This window comes from Enterococcus sp. DIV1639a (genome assembly GCF_050530445.1).
GTDB lineage: Bacteria > Bacillota > Bacilli > Lactobacillales > Enterococcaceae > Enterococcus_B > Enterococcus_B hirae.
In genome coordinates, this window is the sequence record NZ_CP172886.1 from 2,473,222 (window position 1) to 2,495,893 (window position 22,672).

The 22,672-nt window shown below is 33.6% G+C and carries 21 protein-coding genes and 2 pseudogenes; 6 read left to right on the plus strand and 17 right to left on the minus strand.

Translation table 11 applies throughout. The annotated features are described in order from the left end of the window. Positions 1-7: 7 nt before the first annotated feature. The 12 genes and pseudogenes from IGJ32_RS11285 to IGJ32_RS11340 form a co-directional block, all read right to left on the minus strand. A complete protein-coding gene (locus IGJ32_RS11285; protein ID WP_342082165.1) occupies positions 8-1,246 on the minus strand; it encodes a restriction endonuclease subunit S in 1,239 nt (412 codons plus the stop codon). Continuing rightward, positions 1,239-2,831, minus strand: coding sequence for a type I restriction-modification system subunit M (locus IGJ32_RS11290; RefSeq protein WP_342082164.1), 1,593 nt, complete (start codon positions 2,829-2,831; stop codon positions 1,239-1,241). Before IGJ32_RS11290 ends, IGJ32_RS11285 begins: the two co-directional genes overlap by 8 nt. A gap of 299 nt (positions 2,832-3,130) precedes the next feature. Then, entirely contained in the window at positions 3,131-4,036 is a 906-nt protein-coding gene (locus tag IGJ32_RS11295; RefSeq protein ID WP_342082163.1) for an EcsC family protein, read from the minus strand. A 395-nt stretch (positions 4,037-4,431) separates the two neighbouring features. Beyond that, entirely contained in the window at positions 4,432-4,995 is a 564-nt protein-coding gene (locus IGJ32_RS11300; RefSeq protein WP_002330004.1) for a restriction endonuclease subunit S, read from the minus strand. A gap of 14 nt (positions 4,996-5,009) precedes the next feature. Next, positions 5,010-6,053, minus strand: a complete 1,044-nt coding sequence (locus IGJ32_RS11305; protein WP_002292292.1) for a hypothetical protein — start codon at positions 6,051-6,053, stop codon at positions 5,010-5,012. 132 nt (positions 6,054-6,185) lie between these two features. Continuing rightward, positions 6,186-6,590 carry an organic hydroperoxide resistance protein gene (locus IGJ32_RS11310; RefSeq protein WP_081123633.1) on the minus strand — a complete coding sequence of 135 codons (405 nt, stop codon included), beginning with the start codon at positions 6,588-6,590 and terminating at the stop codon, positions 6,186-6,188. Positions 6,591-6,822: 232 nt separating this feature from the next. Further along, complete coding sequence (locus IGJ32_RS11315) at positions 6,823-7,458, minus strand: DUF998 domain-containing protein (RefSeq protein WP_002330002.1); 636 nt, start codon at positions 7,456-7,458, stop codon at positions 6,823-6,825. Positions 7,459-7,723: 265 nt separating this feature from the next. After that, entirely contained in the window at positions 7,724-8,776 is a 1,053-nt protein-coding gene (locus IGJ32_RS11320; RefSeq protein ID WP_002291912.1) for a PTS sugar transporter subunit IIC, read from the minus strand. A gap of 12 nt (positions 8,777-8,788) precedes the next feature. Further along, positions 8,789-9,727, minus strand: coding sequence for a 2-dehydropantoate 2-reductase (locus IGJ32_RS11325; protein ID WP_002291914.1), 939 nt, complete (start codon positions 9,725-9,727; stop codon positions 8,789-8,791). Positions 9,728-10,177: 450 nt separating this feature from the next. Then, positions 10,178-10,828: a hypothetical protein gene (locus IGJ32_RS11330; RefSeq protein WP_002312640.1), complete on the minus strand. Its 651-nt coding sequence runs from the start codon at positions 10,826-10,828 to the stop codon at positions 10,178-10,180. A 99-nt stretch (positions 10,829-10,927) separates the two neighbouring features. Next, on the minus strand, positions 10,928-11,437 hold the full coding sequence (locus tag IGJ32_RS11335; protein ID WP_081123635.1) for a DUF1456 family protein: 510 nt from the start codon (positions 11,435-11,437) through the stop codon (positions 10,928-10,930). Between the two features lie 24 nt (positions 11,438-11,461). Continuing rightward, a pseudogene (locus tag IGJ32_RS11340) lies at positions 11,462-11,725 on the minus strand (DDE-type integrase/transposase/recombinase); the annotation flags it as partial. A 46-nt stretch (positions 11,726-11,771) separates the two neighbouring features. On the opposite strand from IGJ32_RS11340, the gene IGJ32_RS11345 reads away from it, so the two are divergent. From IGJ32_RS11345 to IGJ32_RS11370, 6 genes and pseudogenes are all read left to right on the plus strand, one after another. Continuing rightward, positions 11,772-12,452, plus strand: a complete 681-nt coding sequence (locus tag IGJ32_RS11345; protein ID WP_165482084.1) for an IS6-like element IS1216 family transposase — start codon at positions 11,772-11,774, stop codon at positions 12,450-12,452. 250 nt (positions 12,453-12,702) lie between these two features. Then, positions 12,703-13,287, plus strand: a complete 585-nt coding sequence (locus tag IGJ32_RS11350; RefSeq protein WP_160232054.1) for a recombinase family protein — start codon at positions 12,703-12,705, stop codon at positions 13,285-13,287. Further along, complete coding sequence (locus IGJ32_RS11355) at positions 13,265-14,692, plus strand: Mu transposase C-terminal domain-containing protein (protein ID WP_325829311.1); 1,428 nt, start codon at positions 13,265-13,267, stop codon at positions 14,690-14,692. The genes IGJ32_RS11350 and IGJ32_RS11355 overlap by 23 nt, the downstream gene beginning before the upstream one ends. After that, on the plus strand, positions 14,685-15,488 hold the full coding sequence (locus tag IGJ32_RS11360; RefSeq protein WP_081123835.1) for an AAA family ATPase: 804 nt from the start codon (positions 14,685-14,687) through the stop codon (positions 15,486-15,488). The genes IGJ32_RS11355 and IGJ32_RS11360 overlap by 8 nt, the downstream gene beginning before the upstream one ends. A gap of 74 nt (positions 15,489-15,562) precedes the next feature. Then, a pseudogene (locus IGJ32_RS11365) lies at positions 15,563-16,021 on the plus strand (transposase); the annotation flags it as partial. Positions 16,022-16,185: 164 nt separating this feature from the next. Further along, positions 16,186-16,890 carry a MurR/RpiR family transcriptional regulator gene (locus IGJ32_RS11370; RefSeq protein WP_325829312.1) on the plus strand — a complete coding sequence of 235 codons (705 nt, stop codon included), beginning with the start codon at positions 16,186-16,188 and terminating at the stop codon, positions 16,888-16,890. A gap of 304 nt (positions 16,891-17,194) precedes the next feature. Here IGJ32_RS11370 and IGJ32_RS11375 read toward each other — a convergent pair whose 3' ends face one another. From IGJ32_RS11375 to IGJ32_RS11395, 5 genes are read right to left on the minus strand one after another with little or no spacing between them, the layout of a single operon-like run. Then, the gene (locus IGJ32_RS11375) at positions 17,195-18,607 is read right to left on the minus strand and encodes an oligosaccharide flippase family protein (protein ID WP_002311303.1); all 1,413 of its coding nucleotides are present in this window, start codon (positions 18,605-18,607) and stop codon (positions 17,195-17,197) included. A 2-nt stretch (positions 18,608-18,609) separates the two neighbouring features. Continuing rightward, on the minus strand, positions 18,610-19,776 hold the full coding sequence (locus tag IGJ32_RS11380) for a nucleotide sugar dehydrogenase (RefSeq protein ID WP_325829309.1): 1,167 nt from the start codon (positions 19,774-19,776) through the stop codon (positions 18,610-18,612). 1 nt (position 19,777) lies between these two features. Then, positions 19,778-20,644 carry a glycosyltransferase family 2 protein gene (locus tag IGJ32_RS11385; RefSeq protein ID WP_325829308.1) on the minus strand — a complete coding sequence of 289 codons (867 nt, stop codon included), beginning with the start codon at positions 20,642-20,644 and terminating at the stop codon, positions 19,778-19,780. Position 20,645: 1 nt separating this feature from the next. Beyond that, on the minus strand, positions 20,646-21,533 hold the full coding sequence (locus tag IGJ32_RS11390; protein WP_002311299.1) for a glycosyltransferase family A protein: 888 nt from the start codon (positions 21,531-21,533) through the stop codon (positions 20,646-20,648). Continuing rightward, positions 21,530-22,672 (minus strand): hypothetical protein, encoded by a 1,143-nt coding sequence (locus IGJ32_RS11395; protein WP_002311298.1) that lies wholly within the window; start codon positions 22,670-22,672, stop codon positions 21,530-21,532. Before IGJ32_RS11395 ends, IGJ32_RS11390 begins: the two co-directional genes overlap by 4 nt.

Consider the following 22,672-nt stretch of genomic DNA (forward strand, 5'->3'; position numbering starts at 1 on the left):
TTCCCTCCTAAACAAACATCTTTTGCAAGAAGCCTTTTTTCGTTTCTTTTAGTAAATCTAATTTGCGTTGGTGAAGGGTGATGGTGTCGTCAAGTTGTTTGAAGAACGTGCCGATTTTTTGTTGTTCTTGTTGTGAAGGTACGAGAAAAACTTGCTTCGACAATTCAGTCTGATTTATACTTGCTTGGCTAACCGCTTGATTTGCATGACTTTTTGCCCATTCCAGATGATTATTCAGTTGGAATGATTGATATAAAAATTGTGAATTCACATTCATCGGTTGTAACCGTAAAAGATTAATTCCATGGTAAAGCTTCATATCTAAGTCGAACAAAGCAATCTTACCAATATGCGACAATGAATTAATGTTACTGAATAAAATATCCCCTTTATCCAAAAGATATTTTTTATCAGGTTCTGTGTTAGAATAGCCAACCTTATTAAGGTTGACTTGACCAGTTGCTATAGTTTCTATTCTAGTCAACTCGTACTGTCCTGTATTTAATGAAGAATCTCCCGTAAAACCACTGGATATACGAACAATCTCCCCCAGCTTCCGCTGTTCCCAATCTTCCGTAAATCCTGGAAAACGGATTTCTGGCACACTTACGCCGTTTTTAGGGAACATTTTTTGTAGAAATCCTTTTTTCGTTTCCTTCAGCAAATCTAATTGGCGCTGATGAAGAGCGATGGTGTCATCGTGGTTATCTAAAAATTTTGCTATTTTTTTCTGTTCGTCTGTTTTTGGAAGTGTAATTGGTAAGATTTTAATCAATTCCGCATTATAACTCTGTTGTTTTGTTCCTTGTGTATAACGCAATCCATAATCTTCACCGATTTTACGATACCACTGAAACAAGAAATTAGAATCTAATAAATCCACATTTGGATACAACGCCATGCAAGATTGATTTAGCGTCGTATCCATAGCCAACTTTGCACAATTCCCTCGTGTTCCAGCTGCCTCAAGACCAGTAATAGCCATTACAAAGGTTCCACTTGGGACAGTTTTTAATAGTGCATCCTTTTGACCTTCTGGGGTAATTTTTTCAATAGTTCGAGTAACGGTTCCTCGATTCAACTCCCCACTTGTAAGCCAATTAATATTACCATCCCAATTGCTCTTATTTGCTCGAGATGGTGTCTGACCGTTATACATTCCATTAATCACATCCCCCAACTTCCGCTCTTCCCAATCGTCCGCAAATCCAGGAAATCGAATTTCTGGTTGTTTGTCATTACTCATGCTTAAACACCTCCAGCGCACCTTGTAACCACGCTTCGTTTTCAGGAGTTGTTTGTAGTGAGGCAATGGTTGCTAAAAGTTCTGTTTCTAATCCGTTCAGTTCTTGCCGGATCGTTTCCATTTCTTTTCCAACGTTTACTAAATCAACGGGTTCTTCTTCTTCAAAAGTATCCACATAGCGTGGGATATTTAAGTTAAAGTCATTTTCTTTGATTTCCTCAAAGGTTGCTAAATGAGCGTATTTCTCGACATCTTTTCTTTCAGCGTAGGTTTCGAGGATTTTTTGAATGTTTTCTTCCGATAGTTTATTTTGATTTTTTCCTTTAACAAATTCTCGACTAGCGTCAATGAATAATACATCGCGAGTTTGACGATTCTTCTTCAATACAATCACCGTCGTTGGAATCGATGTACCAAAGAACAAGTTTGCAGGCATACCAATCACAGCATAAATACTGCCATCTTCTAACAACTTTTGTCGAATGGTCCCTTCTGCCGCTCCACGGAATAAGACGCCATGTGGTAAGACGATCGCCATCGTTCCAGTTTCCTTCAAATGGTAAAAACCATGGAGAAGAAACGCAAAATCCGCTTTTGATTTTGGTGCTAATTTCCCATAACGATTAAACCGAGAATCATCTATAAAGGTTGCATCAGCCGACCATTTAGCCGAGTATGGGGGATTCATCACGACTGCATCAAAGGTGTAAGGTTCATCTGTTGGCCAGTCTTTGTTTAGCGTATCGCCGTTACGGAGATTCATATCTTCGCCATCTACTCCGTGTAAAATCAAATTCATTTTTGCTAGATTGTAAGTTGTGGTATTTAATTCTTGTCCATGATATTTGACGTTGTTTGGATGAGTTAAGTAGTTGCGAACGTTTAGCATCAATGAGCCTGACCCCATCGTTGGGTCGAAAACGCTAAAGAATGGACGATCTTTTTGATCCAACGTCACGATTTGTGCCATCATATCAGAGACCATATGAGGGGTATAAAATTCGCCGGCTTTCTTCCCTGCTTCAGAAGCAAATTGACTGATCAAAAATTCATACGCATCCCCGATCACGTCCCCATCATGCCCTAAAACATCTACGTCGTTCAATTTCTTGATAACTTCGGTAATCGTGACATTTCGTTGTTGCTCATCTGTCCCAAGTTTTTTCGATTGGAGATCCACATCATCAAATAACCCATTGAATTGGTCATAGGTCGTTGAAAGTTGTACGAATGCTTTATTTAAATCATTCAATTGAAAAATTGCTTGTTTTGCTTGATCTGCTAACACATTGAAAAGATACTCTGGTGAGATCGCATAACCTAAAATATCCACGATCGTAGCGATTAAATCTTCCTTTGACTCCTCATCTGAGAGTAACTCACGGTACAACTTGGTTTGTTTGGTTACGGTGTCATATTCTTTTAAGGATTCATCTGCTAAAAGGACTACTTGCTCCAACAAACGATCGGATAAATATTTATAGAAAATCAACCCCAACAAATAATTTTTATATTCTGACGCATCCATTTTGCTGCGGAGATTATCTGCCGCACTAAATAATTTTTGATTTAATTCTGCACCCAAAAAGATACACTCCTATCTCTTGATTAAAGTATCTATACTATAGCTATATACCCTCCTATTTTAGCATACTCGCTTTTAGAAAACCCAAAAAATAAAGGAATAAACTTGTTCTTGTTAATAGGACACTTGAGGGATGTCTCTAACACAAAAATAGCCCATTCATCTGTATCAAAATGATTGGGCTTTACGAATATAATCTATTAAATTTATTACTTTTATAACTAATAAATTAAAGATACCGTTCTTATTTTCTGAAATTTATTGAGTGCTAAGTACTTTTCTGTGACATACAATTAATTCTATTTCGAAAGTATGTTTTGTTTAAGTGATATAAATTCTTCTTCAGTAATAATTTTTTGTTCCAATAGACTATGTGCCTTTTCTATTTGTTTGATGATAAATTCACTTTTCATGCTATTTTCTGATGAATTAGATTCATTGACGATGATGTCTTCAACGTTTAAAATTTTCAAATCTTGTTTCAAATTTTCTTCGGAATAATTGATGCCTTTTCTCAATTCATTTTTTAGTTTTGTAGCCATCGGTTTCATTGAAAAATAGTTCAAACCTCCTGATACTACACCACCTACAACAGGCACCATTTTGGAAACACCTTTTGCAAATGTTGCTTTTGTTAGTTTGGTCCCAAATACTGCAAGTACTTTCTTTATTACTGGATAATAGATGGTTTTTGTTAATGCTTTTTGCGGGATCTTTTTCAAAGCCTGTACCGATAGTTTTCCTGATAATACCCTAACAGCAGAGCTAGCAGTTGATACGCCTAACATGATACCTAGATATAAAATCAGCGTTTCCTTAGCTTCTTTAGACAATTCACCTTGTTGATTCCAAATATCTTCATACCCATAGATGTAAGAAACTTCTTGTGCCAATTTTAAAGAATATCCGTAAAACTGTGTGATATCTGCTGGTATTGTTGCTGCCATAGCTATTCCTCCAGGTAATCCTGTAGCAAATGACAATGTACTAGATTGGGCAACGATAGAATAGATTCGATTATTTGCAGCTCGATCTAAATCATCTATAGATAAAAATGCTTGTGGACCCTCTTCAATTAATTGATTGACATCTTCTACCTTGTCACCAAATACTTTAACTAAAAATTCTGAACGATTCACTTTTACGATAGGCAATTTTAGCGATTCATTTACTACTCTTAATGCCAAACTTTCATTATTTTCCAAACCTATTCCTTCCTCTCATTTATAAACAGTTCTTAGATAAACATATCTTTGTATATCAGATTCAGTTTCTATTTCCGATGAACATATTATATCCCTCTATCTCGAATAAATTTATGAAAATATAAGCTAATTTCACTAGTGATTTTTCCTTTTAAATATCTCCTCACTTATGATAAGGCGCTGCGTATCATGAGTGAATGATATTAGGAAAACTTCATAAAATAAATCTTTTATACATTTCCACTTCTAGATGGTTATTCATGTTAGAAGAATCAAACTATTTTTTTACTGTCGTAATAATATTAAAACACTAGAACAAATCAATTAAATTCCATAAAATATAAATAATAGACCTAGCATCATCTGGTATAAAATGGATGCTAGGTCCGTTATATTTACTCAAAATTGATTCTACGAATAGATCTTCTTATCATTTCTATTTTAGTAGTCATGCGTTGTTGTTCTTCTAAAGGTGGTAATGGTATAAGTAGTTTAGATAAATTTGTACCATTTACATTTGGTTGCCCAGTTCCGTAAGAAATTTTTTCTAATAACTTCCAATATAATGGCGAGTCTAAGAAGCAGTCTACGTATTCTGATAATAATTTCTCAACTAACCTAATTCGAATCAAGTAAGAAGCAAAAACAGATTCCTCACTTATTTCCTTAACCAAGAAACTTTTTCCCATAGTTCCTCCTGTCCTTGCTATCAAAATGTCATTTTCTTCCAATCTTAAATCAACTAGTTTAGAATTACTAATATCACAGTAAGGCACACTGGACCAATTTACACGTCCCTCTTGTATATCTGTGATTCTTAAAAACTTAACATTGCCTTTTTTTTTCGCCGAATCTGTATAGCCATATTGAATCTTAGTAGAAATACTTCCTAAATAAACCCATAGTTGAACATCGCTAGATGATTTTTCTTGTCGTTCTTTATGAACAACAGTGATCATCTTGAGTTGTCCGACTATTTTTTAGTTGCAGCAATCTTTTTGGGACGCTTATTTGCATGAAGCAACGTTGCTAAGTCTAGTAATAAAACATTGGCTAACACAGGATTGGCTTTCTCGCGATACGCTGCGGCGCCACTTTCAAACAATACTGCTAGACGATCTTCTACAACAACGATTTGTTCCAAATACGGTGGAAATTTGATTCGTTTTAGGATCCGGCTAGGAGAGTCCCGCTCGGACACTAAGAGTTCCGAGGTATAAGGACCATAAGAACGACTGGCTAAGAGATAATGGCCATAAAAAGCCACACCTTGAATCTTATCAGATGTTTTTCTGCTCATTGTCACGGTTGGTTGGATTTTGTCTTTGCGGCGAATTGCTGTTTTCATTTCAGCTATCGTCGGCAATAGATAGAAAGTCAACTGTCCTTCACCTTTTAGTGTGAAGTTGCCAGATACCAGTTGATCATTGTTTTGAGTCAAATACGATGCTTGTGGAATCTCTGAGAGATCAGTTGTCAGCCAATAAGCGATTGGCTGTCCCGTCTCTTCAGATGTATCTGCTAAGATATCGATCAAACGTAAAGCGGCTACTCGTCCAGTAGCAGATCCTGTGATTGTCAACCATAAAAGTTCCCGTTTTGTATCATATACTAAGCCCCCTACATGTGGCCGTTTAGGTAAAATCAGCAGTTTGATCGGCTGTCCTGTTTCTCTATCCAGTACATGAATAATAGAATGATGCTGATGGTCATAGCAGTAGGCAGAAATAAACACAAAATCTTGAGAAAAAGCCAACCCTTGCGGCGTCATCCATTGACAAACCTCATTTTCGCCGGTTTCCGGCACCACCATTCTTGTTTCTGTTAATCCAGGAATGTTATATTGTTTTGCTTCAGCCTTTTCCCAAGCTGCTTGAACAATAGGATACCGTTTTAACTTTTTTTCAATATCCTGATGTATCCGTTGCTGCTTCCAATGCTTAAACTTTAGGACATAGTAAACAAGGAGGCCAATGACCAGCAACACTAAAATCATTATTGCTACCCGCTGTGTCATTTTTTTGCCTCCTTGTTCTATTCGATCAATCGTCCATATACCGCTATTAATTACCGTAACTACATGTTTCTTTTACTAGCGTTTCTTTATAGGATCTTTCATAATCTCATTTATAGTAACATTAAGAATCCCTTATTCTACTATAGTCACTTCCACATCAATATTGCCTCTTGTTGCTTTAGAGTATGGGCAAAATGCGTGGGCTTCTTCTGCGATTTTCTCTGCTTGGTCCTTATCAAGTCCTGGCAAAGAAACTTCTAAAACGACCCCGATTTGGTAGCCCCCATCTTCTAATTGAAATAAAGATACCCGTGCTTTGACTTCAGAATCAGACTCAAGATTATTTTCTTCCAGCATGTGTTGAACCGCGCCGTTGAAGCAAGATGCGTATCCAGCCGCAAAAAGTTGTTCCGGATTTGTCCCTTCACTATGGATTCCTGGGCGGTCGATCTTCATGTGCATACTTCCGTTTGGTGCCTCAACTTCGCCATCACGGCCTCCACGATTGATCATTGCTGTTTCGTACATTTTTTTCATTGAGATCATCCTTTCTTTCGTCGTTCTATATTAAGTGTAACGAGTATTTTTTAATCTGACAAAGGTAATGCTTGCATTCGGCGACATCAGTTAGACAACATCGATGATCAGTGATAGAAGCAGTTTATCTATACAAAAAAAGAAGGGTTCTATGATATTTGGTGTCCTTACTCGCCTTGAGTAACAACACCAAATATCATAGAACCACTTAATCAGCTTCACACTGCTTTTTCTACTTTCGTAGTTGAAAAAAACTTAAACAAATCATCGGCAAATAGTTAAAGAAAAAACTTAATCGTTGAAAGAAGCCCAATTGCTTAAAGAAGGCAAACTGACTAATGGACGGAATCCGTGCTAATCCGTAAAGACCTGCAATTAGTAAACTAATAACTGTTAAAACAAGATAAAAATGGCTAAGCGTACCTTGACCACTTTGACGATAAAGCAGAACAAGTAACAATGGGAAAAGTAGAAAGCCTGCATAGCCTAGCCCAGAACCTATATTATGGATCCAAGTCGATAGATTCCAAGAGCTTTCATTCGTATTGATACTGAATAAGCCAGTAAAAATACAATCACCTATCCCATATAAACCAACTGTTGCAACAACAAGTATTGCAAGTGTTTTTGATGTTCCAACAAATAGGTGATACAACGCAGGCAACGAAAGAACAAAAAAAAGTCCAGATACAACTGACCAGACCAAGAAAGCACGTCTGACTGGACTATCTACGTCACCAAACACACTAATTACGGTAGTCATTTGATTCAGTTTGGGATAAAAAAGGCCAAGGATATACGGTGTCGATAAATCACTAATCACACCTAATAATAAAAAATAAAAACCATATTTTTGCAAAAAAATCATTTTCTTCCCCTACTTTTTAGTGATTATTCGATACATCCAACAATCAAATTTTTTCTCATTTTAACACATATTTTTATTCTAGTTGCCTTTTGAACAATCAATAACATAAAGGTGAGTTTCTTCTACATTTTAAAAAATCGAATGGCACTGAAGAGTTCAGTTGTCAGCATCAATCTCCTACTCAAAAAGGCAAAAAAACGTAAGTCAGATGTTGTTGACATCTCACTTACGCATCCATTGATTGAAAATTTCTTAGTAAAATCTACTAGCCTAAAAATTTGAAGACTTCTTCTCGATCATACAGTTTAAATACTTTCTCGCATAAAAATTGAGTAATTAGTGCCGCAAAAACAGGGATGACTAACCAACAAAGAACAACAAGAAAGCCATTTAGCCCTGCATCTAAAGAAGCCAACGGACCAACAAGTCCGACCACACCGAAACCAGCAGAAGCAGGCGTACCTGAAATAGAAAATAGAGCGACAGGAATAGCTGTAATCACTGCACTAACTAAACAAGGAATAAGAATCACAGGTTTTCTAAATAGATTAGGCATCATCATCTTCATAGCGCCTAAAGCAATCGCAATTGTCACACCTGACTTATTAACCTTCCAAGAGTTCACTACTAAAACAAAAGTGGTTGCAGCTACGCCCATCGCAGCCGCACCAGCAGAAACACCATCTAGTTGGATTGCCATTCCGATTGCTACTGTTGAAATAGGAGAGATAATCAAAAAGGCAAAGGAACAACCAATCAAGATAGACATTAACAGCGGTTGTAAGGTAGTGAAGTTATTAATCAATGATCCAATTGCAGAAGTAATTGCTGTTACAAAAGGGAATAAATAAAAACCAAGTAAACCTGCACCTACACCTACAACAATCGGTGTTAACACAATCGACACTGACCCAAAACTATTTCCAATCAGTAAAATCAGCCCGACAGCAATCGATGCTGTCAGCATCGTATTAATAATATCGCCTGTACCAGCACCAACGTAAACACCCGTTTCACCCAAATCAGGTGTGAATTTGACTACACCAGAACCAACAAAAGAAGCTCCGGCTACAACCATCATTCTCATCGGATCAAATCCAAATTGTAAGGCAATCAAACCACCAATGATCAAAGGTGTTGCTAGTTGAAAAATAACTGCTAACTGTGCGATCGTTACCGCAAAGGGATACGCACTAAAATATTTTAAAATGGCACCTAATACTGCATTAGGAATCAATCCAATAATGATTCCTGTTGCTGTACCAGCGAGGACTTTATTCAGAAAAATTTTCGGTGATATTTTTTGTGAAGTTTCCATTCAATCTCTCCTTTATTTTACGTTCAAACTATCTTCTTTTGCATGGACAAGCTCAGTCAAGAAATCACAATAAGGCGTCGCAACACCATATTTCTTCCCTTTTCTAGAAATTGCGCCATTGATATAATCGATTTCTGTTAATCGATGGTTCTTAATCAAGTCTTGATACATTGAAGGATAATGTAACCCAATTGTTTCCGGGTCAAAACAAGATTCACAATGTGCAATGACTTCTGGGACATCTAGTTCAATCTTCTCTACTGCTGCTACTTTGGCAAACTCATTGACAATCGTCGCCACCATTTTATGAGCAGTCGATGTTTTTCCTAGCTCAGCCATATTAACGTCTAAGATTGTGCATAGTCCGTTCATTGTTCCGTTCACACATGCTTTGCGATAAATAGAATAGTGAATATTGTCAGAAAAATGAGCATTTAATCCTGATTCAGACAATTTGTCTGCTAATTTTTTTGCAGCTGCTTCTTTTCCATCACCTAAATTTTGTAATTCTACTGAACCACTTCCAAATAATTTGACCTGACCAGGACCTTCAAGACCTGCCGTCCACATGGTATTTCCAATATAGATATTTTCCATTGGTACAAATTTCTCAATAATATCTTCATGCCCGATACCATTTAATAGACATAAGACCTCTGTATCTTTTTTGATTAATGATTGGATATCCTGCAGCATTTTTTCCAGCTGCATCGCTTTGGTAAATAGAATAATCAGATCAACTTGATCTTCTTTTTCTACTTCGGATTGAAGAACGATTGGTAGTTTTGCTTCTACCTCTTTACCATTAAAATTTGCTTGTAATCCATGTTCTTTGATTTGTTGGACATGTTCTGCCCAGCCATCGATTAATAATACTTCGTTCCCACTTTGGTGAAGCATCAACCCAAAGCGACTTCCCATTGCACCAGCGCCTGCAATTGCTATTTTCATTGATTCTTCCTCCTTTTTCTTTCTATTATACTCATTTGAGAATCTTTTCACAACCTCGTTTTGTTATTCTTCTCTTATTTATCATGTTTATATCCACCATTCAAGTTATTTTATCAGCAAATCAATAAAAACTGGAATAGAATCCCAATTTCATCGTAAGAGAAACTAGACTAGCAATAAGAAAATAGAAACATTCATAGAAAAAATCTCACTCCTCTGATTATAAAAGAGGGGGCATTAACCTCGTGTATACTAAAACCTTCCATTCATTCGATGGATGATTTTCTTTTTGTGAAAAAATATTCATTGTAGTGCGATGTTGCGCAACACAGACGGATGGTATTGCTTATTATTTATTAAAATCGAACAATACACTTATTTAAAAACTTCTTTCCCAGATTTTCTTCCATTTTTACAGTTATAACTAGTATTATCATGAAAAATAGCCTTTTATTGTCTATGGGAATAATAATTTAAAATTGGTACTTTTTTATTAATTAGTTCATCGCCCAATAATCTCTCCAGTTTCTTAGCATCTCCTGACTCAACCGGAATTATCCAAGCCCAGTCTAAATAATTTTTTAAAATCTCATCATATTTTGCAAATATTTCATTGCCATATTCCGTCCTTAAAATTATATTTTCAGTGCCAGACAAGTGATTTATATTGAGTTGATAAAAAAGATCTCCATCTAAAAAAATATCATTAGAAGAAGATTTCCCCACAGTAATGACCATTCCATCAGCTCTATGTGTTACATACAAATAATTGTATGACCTCATTTCACCTAATGAATCAATTATTTCTTGCCCTTTAGCTCTAATATATTGATCTCTATTACCTATCTCACTCTTATTTAACAAAAGTTTTTTCATGTCAAATTTAATCGGCTGTTTTATTTTTGTAAATTCGCTTCTACTACTAATCCAATCCGAGATTAATTTTTCAACATGTCCCAGAGTAAACTCTGATTTATTCGCTAAATACTTTTTTTGTTGTATTAAAGACATCTTTCCCCGAAGCTCAAAATTGAGCCTACATCGATTCTCTATCTCTTCAAAAAGCATCTTATCTTCATCATTCTTATATTCATCATTCATAAAACCAATCCAGCTCCTCGATTAAGATAATATTTTAATCTCATACAAAAACTAGCTCTCATCAAAACAACCATTGTTTTGATTTCTCATGAAATTTCTTTATACTTTTCTCCGATTATAAATTCCTAACCCCTTGAGAAAATTACGCATATATTTATCTCCGCAAGGCTTAAAATTTCGTTGGCCTTCTTTTCTCAAAAATGCCCCGATTTCGCCTTTTGATGGATAGATTTCTGCCTCAGCAAAAACGTCTAAAATATCATCAGTGGTCATAGACAAGGCGATTTTTAATTTTTTTAGCAACACATTGTTGATATATTTGATTTCCTTGCTTTTTTGCGGCGTATCTACTATCGGCTTATCTTTTTGCGGACCCCGCGCCAAGAGAATCAGGCCATTTAGGAATGCGTCAAAAACTTGGTTGTTGATGGTTTTTTCATACACATTATTTTCTGCATTATCTTTGTTCTTATCCTGTACTTTGGTCAGTACCGCCTGAGCTTCTTCTTTAGTCAGTGGTACACCGCCTAGCTCAAAAGCTTTAATCAAATCCGTATCTTTCAAATCAATCGCATAACGGGTTCTGTTGCAAAGTTTTAAATAAAGAATAAAATCCCTTACGGTATCTATGATTTAAGCTGGGATTCCCAATAATACCTTGATTTCAGTGCAGACCGAAAACCCGAAGAGAGTGCCTTCTTTTCGGGTTTTCTTATATAATCCTCGAATGGCTTCCATGCCTTTAATCGTGGTAGAGGCAGTGCGTAAACTTCGATAGAATTTATTGCGTCTCTTTACTGGACGATGGTCTTGTTCAATCAAATTATTCAGGTATTTAATGGTACGATGTTCTGTCCCTTGATAAAAGCGGTTCTGTTGCAAAGTTTTAAATCTACTATCAGATAAGGTAGAATAATAGAAAAAGATAGCAGGAGGAATGACGATGAGTCATTTTAAAGGAAAGCAATTTCAGCAGGATGTGATTATTGTAGCCGTGGGCTACTATCTTCGTTATAACCTTAGCTATCGTGAAGTTCAAGAAATCTTATATGATCGTGGCATTAACGTTTCTCATACGACGATTTATCGTTGGGTGCAAGAATATGGCAAACTACTCTATCAAATTTGGAAAAAGAAAAATAAAAAATCCTTTTATTCATGGAAAATGGATGAAACGTACATCAAAATTAAAGGAAAATGGCATTATTTGTATCTAGCCATCGATGCAGATGGTTTAACCTTGGATATTTGGTTACGTAAAAAACGGGACACACAAGCAGCCTATGCTTTTCTTAAGCGGTTAGTGAAGCAGTTTGATGAACCGAAGGTTGTAGTCACAGATAAAGCCCCCTCTATTACAAGTGCCTTTAAGAAACTAAAAGAATACGGCTTTTATCAAGGGACAGAACATCGTACCATTAAATACCTGAATAATTTGATTGAACAAGACCATCGTCCAGTAAAGAGACGCAATAAATTCTATCGAAGTTTACGCACTGCCTCTACCACGATTAAAGGCATGGAAGCCATTCGAGGATTATATAAGAAAACCCGAAAAGAAGGCACTCTCTTCGGGTTTTCGGTCTGTACTGAAATCAAGGTATTATTGGGAATCCCAGCTTAAATCATAGATACCGTAAGGGATTTTATTCTTTATTTAAAACTTTGCAACAGAACCACTTTATTTTATCATTAGCTAGCCATCCATTCAATCGTGTCCAGAAAATCAGGCGTTTCTGGACACTTCATTTTTTTACCTTAAATTTAAATTTTTCTATACTTTTAGTGTTCACAAACCCATCACAAAATCTATGTTCATTTATACCGTTGGTATAAAGTTATGTTACAATGAAATTAATGAAGGAGTGATTTTTTTGAAAATAGGATACGCCCGAGTATCTACTGGTTTACAAAATTTGGATTTACAAGAAGACAGCCTAAATACATTTGGTTGTGAAAAAATTTTTACTGATCATATGAGTGGGGCAAAAAGTAATCGACCAGGATTAGAAATGGCCATTGATTTTGTTCGCTCTGGCGATACACTTGTCGTTTGGCGCTTAGATCGTTTAGGTAGAAATATGGAAGATTTGATTTCAATCGTCAATCGACTGAATGAGCGTGGTGTTAGTTTTCATAGTCTTCAAGAAAATATTACGATGGACAAATCAAGTTCTACAGGACAGCTCATGTTTCATTTGTTTGCGGCATTTGCAGAATTTGAACGTAATTTGATCTTGGAACGATCAGCAGCTGGACGTGCTGCCGCACGTGCAAGAGGAAGGTTTGGTGGACGTCCTGAAAAATTGACCTCTCAGGATTTGGAATTACTGAAGACTTTAGTGGATAGTGGTACGCCTATTAAGACGATTGCCGAACGTTGGAATGTTTCTCGAACAACGATTTATCGTTATTTAGATAAAATGGATGAAAAAGATGGAAAAACAAACGCTCACTAGTTTTTCTGATCAACAAAGAATAGATGCGATGAAAAAATATAAAATTATTGAGCATTATCTTAATAAACAAGAAACGATAAAAGAAATAGCTATTAAAAATAAAGTACCTACTCGTACACTCTATCGTTGGGTACAAAAATATGAACATGATGGTCTAGTTGGTTTAATTAGGAAGACACGAACTGATTTTGAGCAAATTAGGGTTTCAGAAGAAGTTCAACAAAAAATAGAAGAATTCGTATTGAGATACAAAAAAATAAGTACAAAGACATTATCTCGAAAAATTGCTTCCTATTGTAAAGAGAACAAACTGGATATACCAAGTTATTCTCAAATTTATAAATTGCGTAAAAGGATTCCCAAAAGTCTCATTCAGTTAGCCCATGAGGGAGAGAAAATATATAAAGAGAATTATGATTTAATTGCTATAAGGGAAGCAACAAGACCGAATGAAATTTGGCAAGCAGATCATACCTTATTAAATATCAATTTACTTGATGAAAAAGGAAATATAAATCGTCCCTGGTTGACTATTATATTAGATGATTATAGTCGAGCTGTGGCTGGTTATTATTTGAGTTTTTCTGCCCCTTCAGCAATCAATACATCATTAACCTTACATCAAGCTATTTGGACAAAAAAAGATTCTTCGTGGCCTATATGTGGTATTCCTGAAAATTTTTATACGGATCACGGAAGTGATTTTACTTCAAATTTTATGGAACAAGTCGCTGTTGATTTAAGAATAAATCTCATTTTTTCTACCATAGGAATTCCAAGAGGGCGTGGGAAAATTGAGCGTTTTTTCCAGACGATTAACCAAATGCTTTTAGAAGGATTACCAGGTTATATTGAAAATAACTGCAACGAAAAATTATTAACTATTCAAGAATTTAAAGAGAAATTACACTGTTTTCTTATCAATGAATATAATCAAACAAATCATTCTTCTATTAAAGTAAGTCCGATAAAAAAATGGAGTGAGCATTTATTTTTACCGAATATGCCTAATAGTTTAGAAGAGTTAGATTTATTGTTATTAGAAATTCCCAAAACTCGAAAAGTCCACTCTGATGGAATTCATTTCCAAAGATTACGATATACTAATCCTAATTTATCTGCGTTTGTTGGAGAACCTGTTTTAATCCGTTATACGCCAAATGATTTGGCAGAAATTAGAGTATTTTATAAGAATCAGTTTCTTTGTAATGCCATTTCTCCAGATATTTCAAATTATGAAATCAATATGGATGATTTAATTTTTGCTAGAAATAAACGAAAAAAATTATTAAAACAAAAGATACAAGTACCAAGTTCTGTAGAATTATTAATTGAAGAGAAAAAGTATGAAGAAATAACTAACCCACCTAAGAAATCAGCTTTAAAGAGGTACTATAATGAATAAAACCTTTATTGAAACAAAAGAATATAAACGATTTGCTGAATTTTGTGACGCATGTATTAAATATAAGTATATTGGAATTTGCTATGGTGCTCCTGGCGTAGGTAAAACATTATCTTCAAGGTATTACTGTAACTGGGATAATATAGAAAAGCAAATTGCCTATCATCGTGCTGATGATATTGGAAAAAATGCAACAGATGAAATATTAAGTGTAAATAAAGTTTTTTATACTGCACCAGCTGAAAAGATGTCTCGTGTCAGTTCTGATATTAACACAATAACTAGTAGAATAGGTCTGACTAAAGCAATGCATATGGTATTAAAATACAATCAAGAATATCCTTCTGTGCCTAAAACCTATGAAGCAATTGATTTAATTATTGTCGATGAAATTGATCGTTTAAAGCTTCAGCATTTAGAACAGCTAAGAGATATTTATGATAGAAATGATCTGGCAATGGTTCTTATCGGTATGCCTGGTATTGAAAAAAGGTTGTCTCGTTATCCGCAACTTTACTCTCGCATAGGATTTGCGCATGAATTTGATAACCTTAGTAAGGATGAAACACATCATATTTTGGAATACAAATGGTCAGACTTAGGAATTGATATTAAGTTAGAAGATTTTTCTGATTATGAGGCTATCACAACTATCATTAAAATTACAAAAGGAAATTTTAGGCTTATTCATCGTTTATTTGCACAGATTGATCGTATTTTAAGAATCAATCAAATGGATAAGATTACTGTAGAAGTTGTCGAAGCAGCAAGAGATAGTTTAGTGGTAGGTATATAAAAAGCTACCAAAAAATTGGTAGCTTTTGTCATTTATTACTAAAAATTTTTGCCATTTAAATAGAAAAGTGACAGCTTGGTAAAAAAATGAAACGTTATTGGAAACTCCTACAAAAAGAAGAAGCAAAGTTGAACGATGAAAAACGGGTTTGGCGTGCCAGTTTCAGAGATTACTTAACTGAAAGTGAGATTGTCGACCGATTGTTAGCTACTTGTCCCAATCTACGACAAGGCTATCAGTTATACCAAGATGTTCTTTATGCAGTAAAGAAAAGAGATCATTCTCTATTTGAGGACTGTTTATCCAGAGAAGTCAGCCAGTTACCTGAAACTTATGCGACAACTTTGCTAACATTTAAAAAGTTTCTGCCACAGATCCCAAATGACCTCCGCTACAGTTATTCAAACGGACCACTAGAATGTTTAAACAACCATATTAAAGTATTAAAATGCAATGCTTATGGGTTTCGAAATTTTTATCATTTCAAACGTCGGATCATGATTCGACACGGTAAAACCATTTTAACCAAATAAAAAGAACAGAAAGAAGTTTTTCTTCTTTCTGCCCAAATTATTCTAAGATTTCTCTTTACCAACATCATTTGACAAAGAGCCTATTTTTTAACTAACTTTTGGTGAAAGAAGGAAAGAATATGGATCACAAATTAAGTGAAACAGAACAGTACCTCTGAAACTTTATCGAACACCATATCCTAGAGATCCCTAACTACTCCATTGTGAAACTAAGTGAACAAGCAAATGTCTCAACAGCCACCATTGTGCGGACAATGAAAAAGAAAGGCTATGAAGGGTTTACTTCGTTTAAGTATCATCTAAAAGAAGGAGAAAACAAGAACATCAATTTTTCTTTCTTAGATAAAGTAGACAAAGGCATCCGCCGAGCCATTCTAAAAAATGAACAAGAAGTGGTACGTACGATCAATATGTTGGAAATCGGAAATATTGAGGATGCGATACAAATAATCAAATTTGCTGACCGGGTTTTTGTCTTTGCACGAGGATTTTCAGAAATGATTGGTCAAGAGATGCTCGTAAAACTTCAATTAACAGGGAAAAATTGTCAAATGCATACTGATCCAGAAATCATCAAAAGCATCAGTCGGAAACTAACTAAGAAAGACAGCGTTATTTTTGTTTCTTTGAACGGCGAGAAAAAAGAACTCGTCACCGCCGCAAAGAATTGCTATGATGCAGAGATTGGTTCGATTCTAGTTACAGCCAATCATTCCTCTACACTGAAAGACTATTGCGAGATCAATCTCGTAGGTTTCAAATCAGAAGGTTCTTATTTCCCTGATTATGAAGTACGGTCGCGTTTGCCTCTCCAGATCATCGCGAGAATCTTGCTTGACGCCTATGTATTGCGTATGGGGGAGAATTGAGGGTATTTGATTTACAATTGATAACAATTGCTAGAAAAACTGTAAAAAATGCCTTACGTATCTCGCTACTATAATTTATTAGTTTCATTTCCCATTTTAGATAAAAGCTATCGTGTACTTTAGCATGGCTAAAAATACTACAAAATAAATAAACAAAAGGAAATAATAAAAAAATCTGGAACAGAAGCTTGTGCTTTCTGTTCCAGATTAGGGATGATGAAAATTCACATTTTTCAATTCTTATAAGCTATTTAAATCACTTTCTTATTGAACAAAGTTCTAATTATCAACTTACTTGTAAAAACTATTTTTTCCTTAATAAATCAAGGAACGGATTTGCCTTAAATAGAGTAGTAATGGTTAAATAAATAGGCAAAGCAATAGCAAACTGTATCAAATTAGTCAAAATACTACTTGATAAATTACTTGTTAAAGAACGTGTTACTATGCACATAAGTATTCCGCCTAGCAAAAAGATTCCAATTTTACGATATTCAAATTTAAAATCTGTACTCTTTAAGAAAGATCTTGTCCTTACAAAAGTTACAAAGCATTCTGCTAAAATATTCGAAAAAACTACACCAAAAAAACCAATAGTTGGTAACAATATTAAATTGGCTACGATATTGATGATGGCCCCAACAATTACTGATTTGTTATATTCCTTGACGTGCCCTATCGGCATTAAATATTGTCTGGAAATTGACATACCTAACGGAATAATTATTATTAGAGCTGAAAAATAAGGAATAACATTATTAATGTATATAAATTTTTCTCCAAAAAACCACGGCACTAATTTGTCATAAACAGTTAGCATGCCAAACATAATAGGTATTGAAAAGTATAATTGTAAATGTATAGTTTTCTCCATCATTCGAACGATTCTAGTCACATTTTCTTTTGCAAAAAAGCCAGTCATATGAGGTAATAACACTAAGTCTAACGTAGTAATAATGGTTATAAAAACGGTATTCAATTGTAATGAGTTAGTGAAATATCCAACCGCCATGCTGCCCATAGTAAATCCTAAAAGCGTTTTATTCAAATTTGTATACAACATAATAGCTATTTGCGGTATAAAATATTCAAATGATCCCTTTAAGTGATTAAAGCTATTTCTTATACTTACTTTTACAAAATGAATATACTTAGGAATAAACAGCCAAACACTTATTTGCGAACATACTAAACCTAACGCTTGAATAAGTGTATATTTTAATGCATCTCCTTCATTTTTAATCAAGAAAACAATTAAAACAAACGTAACAATTTGTACCAATAAATTAGAAATACTAGTTTTTTTAAAGTCTTCAATCCCCATAAAAAACCACGAAACATCAAAAAATACGGCTATAATCGTCAAGGATTGTATCAATAAATAAATTTTATTCTCTAAGAAGAAAGTTAAAGCAAAATAAAACATAAGAACAAAAATAGTTGTCATTGCTTTAAACATCAGTATTTCCCAAAATACTTTTGATAATTCTTCTTTATTTCTGTTAAGTATTAAAGTAATTTCTCTATTTCCATAAATTGCGACACCTAATCCAGCAACTAAAACAAAATATTGAGCAATTGAAAAAGTATAATTATAAATACCGATTCCACTTGGCCCTAGCGCATTCGATACTATTGGAATAGTAATTATAGGGATAATGATTTTAGTAATTTGAAACAAGCTCTGATAAAAAAAATTTCTAGCTAAATTTTTCATGGTTAATCCCGTCTAAAAATATCTCTCGTATAAACTTTTTCTTTTACTTCAGCTAAAGCTGGCTCCATACGATTTGATACAATCACATCTGACATATTCTTGAATTCGTCAAAATCTTTGATCACCCGTGAATGATAGAATGCTTCTTTATCTAGTGTTGGTTCATAAACTACGACTTCGATCCCTTTTGCTTTGATACGTTTCATTACACCTTGGATAGATGAATACCGAAAGTTGTCAGAATTTGCCTTCATTGTTAAACGATAGATTCCTACAGTTTTAGGTTTTTTCGCTAAAATTTGGTCTGCAATAAAATCTTTTCTTGTCGTATTTGCGTCTACAATTGCACTGATGATATTGCTTGGAACATTTTCATAGTTTGCTCTTAGCTGCTTTGTATCTTTAGGTAAACAATATCCTCCGTAACCAAATGAGGGATTATTGTAGTGAGAGCCAATTCGAGGATCTAATCCTACACCCTCAATGATTTGTTTTGTGTTCAATCCTCGAGACTCGGCATAAGTATCTAACTCATTAAAATATGCTACGCGTAAAGCAAGATAAGTGTTTGAAAACAATTTGATTGCTTCAGCTTCAGTAGGATGTGTCAAAAGAACTGGCACATCTTTATCTAAAGCGTTCCGTTCAAACATATCCGCTATTTCTTGCCCTCTATCAGAACACTCTCCTACAACAATTCGAGAAGGATACAAGTTATCATACAATGCCTTCCCTTCTCTTAAAAACTCTGGAGAAAAAACAATATTCTCTGTTTTAAATTTTGCTTTTAATTCTAATGTATATCCCACAGGAACAGTTGACTTAATAATAAAAGTTGCATCTGGTCGAATGATCAGGGCTTTTTCAATAACATCTTCAACTGTGGAAGTATTAAAGTAATTTTTCTTTTCGTCGTAATCTGTCGGTGTAGCGATGATCAAGTAATCACCAAAAAGTACAGCTTCCTCGAAATCTTTAGTAAATTCCACATTTAAATCATCCCGTTCGAGAAACTCGTGAACTTCTTTATCCTCTAAAGGTGATTGTCTGTTTCTTAGCATATTAATCTTTTCCTCAACGATATCATATGCTTTAACATTTTCGTGCTGGCCAAGTAATAAAGCGTTAGCTAAGCCAACATAGCCGAGTCCAAAAAGTGCGATACGCATCTTACTTCATTCCTCCTCTAATAAAATCTTTCTTAATTAATTCATATCCCTTAAAAGGATTGTTTCTTACTATATTGAAAAGGTTTTGGCTAGCAGAAACGTATTTTTTCATTTTAATTTTATACTTAAATATTCTGTAATTGAAATTTAATTCGATCTCTTTTTGCTCCTGAATCGAGAATCTATCTTTTATTGATTTATATTTGTTAAAAAGATTGATTTCACCAATAAGTGTTTTTCCGCTTGTACTTATTCTAGTAAATTCGTGTTCAAAATAAACTGATAGAAACTCTTCTATACAAATAATCTCATTACCATTTGCAAGTAATTTACATGTTAGTATAGAATCTTGTTTTGCTGGTGTATTGTCAAATCCTCCGACCTCTATTAATGCTTTTCGAAGAATTATCCATTGTGATGTAGCAGCAATTGATCCTACCTTAAAAAGTTCAAATAGGGCATTTCCATTATATACATTTTTCCATTCTTGGCCTAAATTTGATTTGACAAAAGAATAAGCCATTACTCCTTTTTTTTCTTCAAGAACTGAAATCATTTTTTTTAATTTTTCAGGCAAAAAAATATCATCATCATCTAAAAAGGCGATATATTTACCTTGTGCTTCTTTAATGCCAATGTTTCTTGCTTCAGCTCCTCCAAGGTTTTTTTCGTTATATATAAAGCGTATTTTGCTGTTTTGGATTTTATTTTCTAAATTTCTATTATTAATTCTATAAACATTTTCTCCTACATTATCATCAATGATTAAGATTTCATAATCAGTAAAATTTTGTTTGAAAACACTATTGATTGCTCTCTCCAAGAAATCATTACGTTGAAAAGTAGGTATTACTACGCTAACCATCATACTATTTTTTCCTCTCAAAACGTATCTTTTTAAAAATAAAAAAAATTGGAACATAAAACCACTGTTTTATACTTTTTCCTTTAATATATTTTTTGAAACTTTTTTCATTTAACCATTCTAGACTATTTATATTCATAGATACTTTGATTAATTCTTTGGTTTTCTTTAATCCTTTTACATGTTTCTGTATATATTTTTTTCTCATTTTTAGGGAATACAGTGTACTTAAAGGATTTTCTTCCCAAATTCTAAATAAATTCTTTGTCCAACCATCCTCTAGATAACGATATCCATATACTTGATCTTTAAACGGCAAAAATTTACCATAGTCTGCTAAATAATAATATAGGCTTTCTTCGCTCATAAATTTTTCATCTTTAAATTTTGGAAATTGAAATTTTTTAATATATTTATTGTTTATAACAATGCAAGTTTCAATATTTAATCCAAACTTAAACTTGATATCAGGAATATTCATAGGGATTTTTTTTTCAATCCATGGAGAGATATCAATAGAATCTAAATTTTTCCTCGGAAAAATTAATCCTATCATATCATTTTCTATTTCTTGAATTCTCATTTCAAATATTTCTATTGATTTTTCAAATAAAATGTCATCACTATCAACTACAACATGCCATTCAGTTTTCATGTTTTTTATAGCTGTATTATAAGCTACATGTTTGCCACTATTTTCTTGGTAAATGTACCGTATTTTAAATGGTAAGTGTTGTTTTTCTAATAATAAAAAAAACTCCTTAGTCTTATCAGTTGAACCGTCATCGACTATAAGCCATTCAAAGCCTTTGCTTGTTTGATTTAATAATGATTCGTATAACTTTTTTATTTCTTTTTTTCTATTATAAGTAGGAGTAAATATTGTTATCATAAATGCCCTCTCAATAACTTAATATTATTAGCTTTACGGCTTAATAAAAATAAAGGAAATAGATTAAGCCTAAAATCTATAGGATAAAGTTCACTAAAACTGATACATACTATGGATAAAAATATCAAAACTAATATAGTATCATCATACTTTATCGCCTCTTTAATACAAAAATATAACGTAAAAGAAAAAGTTATCAATGAGATAAAACCGTATTCCATCATCATTCTTCCAAAAGCATTATCTAAAATAATATGATTTTTTGATACATAAAAAACGGATTCTTTGGCTATTTGATTTTCTAAACCTAAATATTGTCCTAAATACGTGAATCCATGTAATGCATGTGTCTTATATAAATAACCTAAGCGTCCACTAAATAACAAATCAAGTTTATCATTTGCTATGTGTATTGAAAAATAAATTGTTGCTCCTACTATAAATGATAAAACTACAGCATAAAAAAACAATAAATAATCAGATAATACGTATTTATTTATAAATGCATATATTAATATGAATATAAGCATTATTATTAAAGAGGTTCTACTATTTAAAATTGCTTGAGATAAAAAGATAAAAAGACAATTTATGATTAGTAATGTAAAATTTTTTTTTCTAAATAAGTACCAAGAGCAAAAGAATAAAATAGTAAGTATACTACCCAAATTATTAACGTGATTGAAGCCTAAAGCATATCGTAAAACAGAGCTTTCTTCTCTTATCATTATAAGATTTGGAATTATACCAATTAATGATGAAACTATAACTGCTGAAGTAGTAAAAGTAGCTGTATAGAAAAAGATTTTCACCAGACGATTAAAATAACAAAGACTAGAGCTCAAAACTAATATAATATTATATAAAAATAATGCCGATTTAGTAAAATAAAAAGAGGCTACTCCAAAAAATATTATAAGCAAAGCTAAAAATATATACTTCTTTTTTAAATTAAATAGAGACATTAATAGTAAACAGCTAAAACATACTCTCTGAATATTATTTATATTGAATTGTAAATTGGGAAATATAACGGAATATGTGCTCATACTTAAAATTAAACTAAAAACTATTATTACATAAAACACCATAAAAATTTTTTCACTTAAATCACTAATTATAGAATATCTATTTGTCAT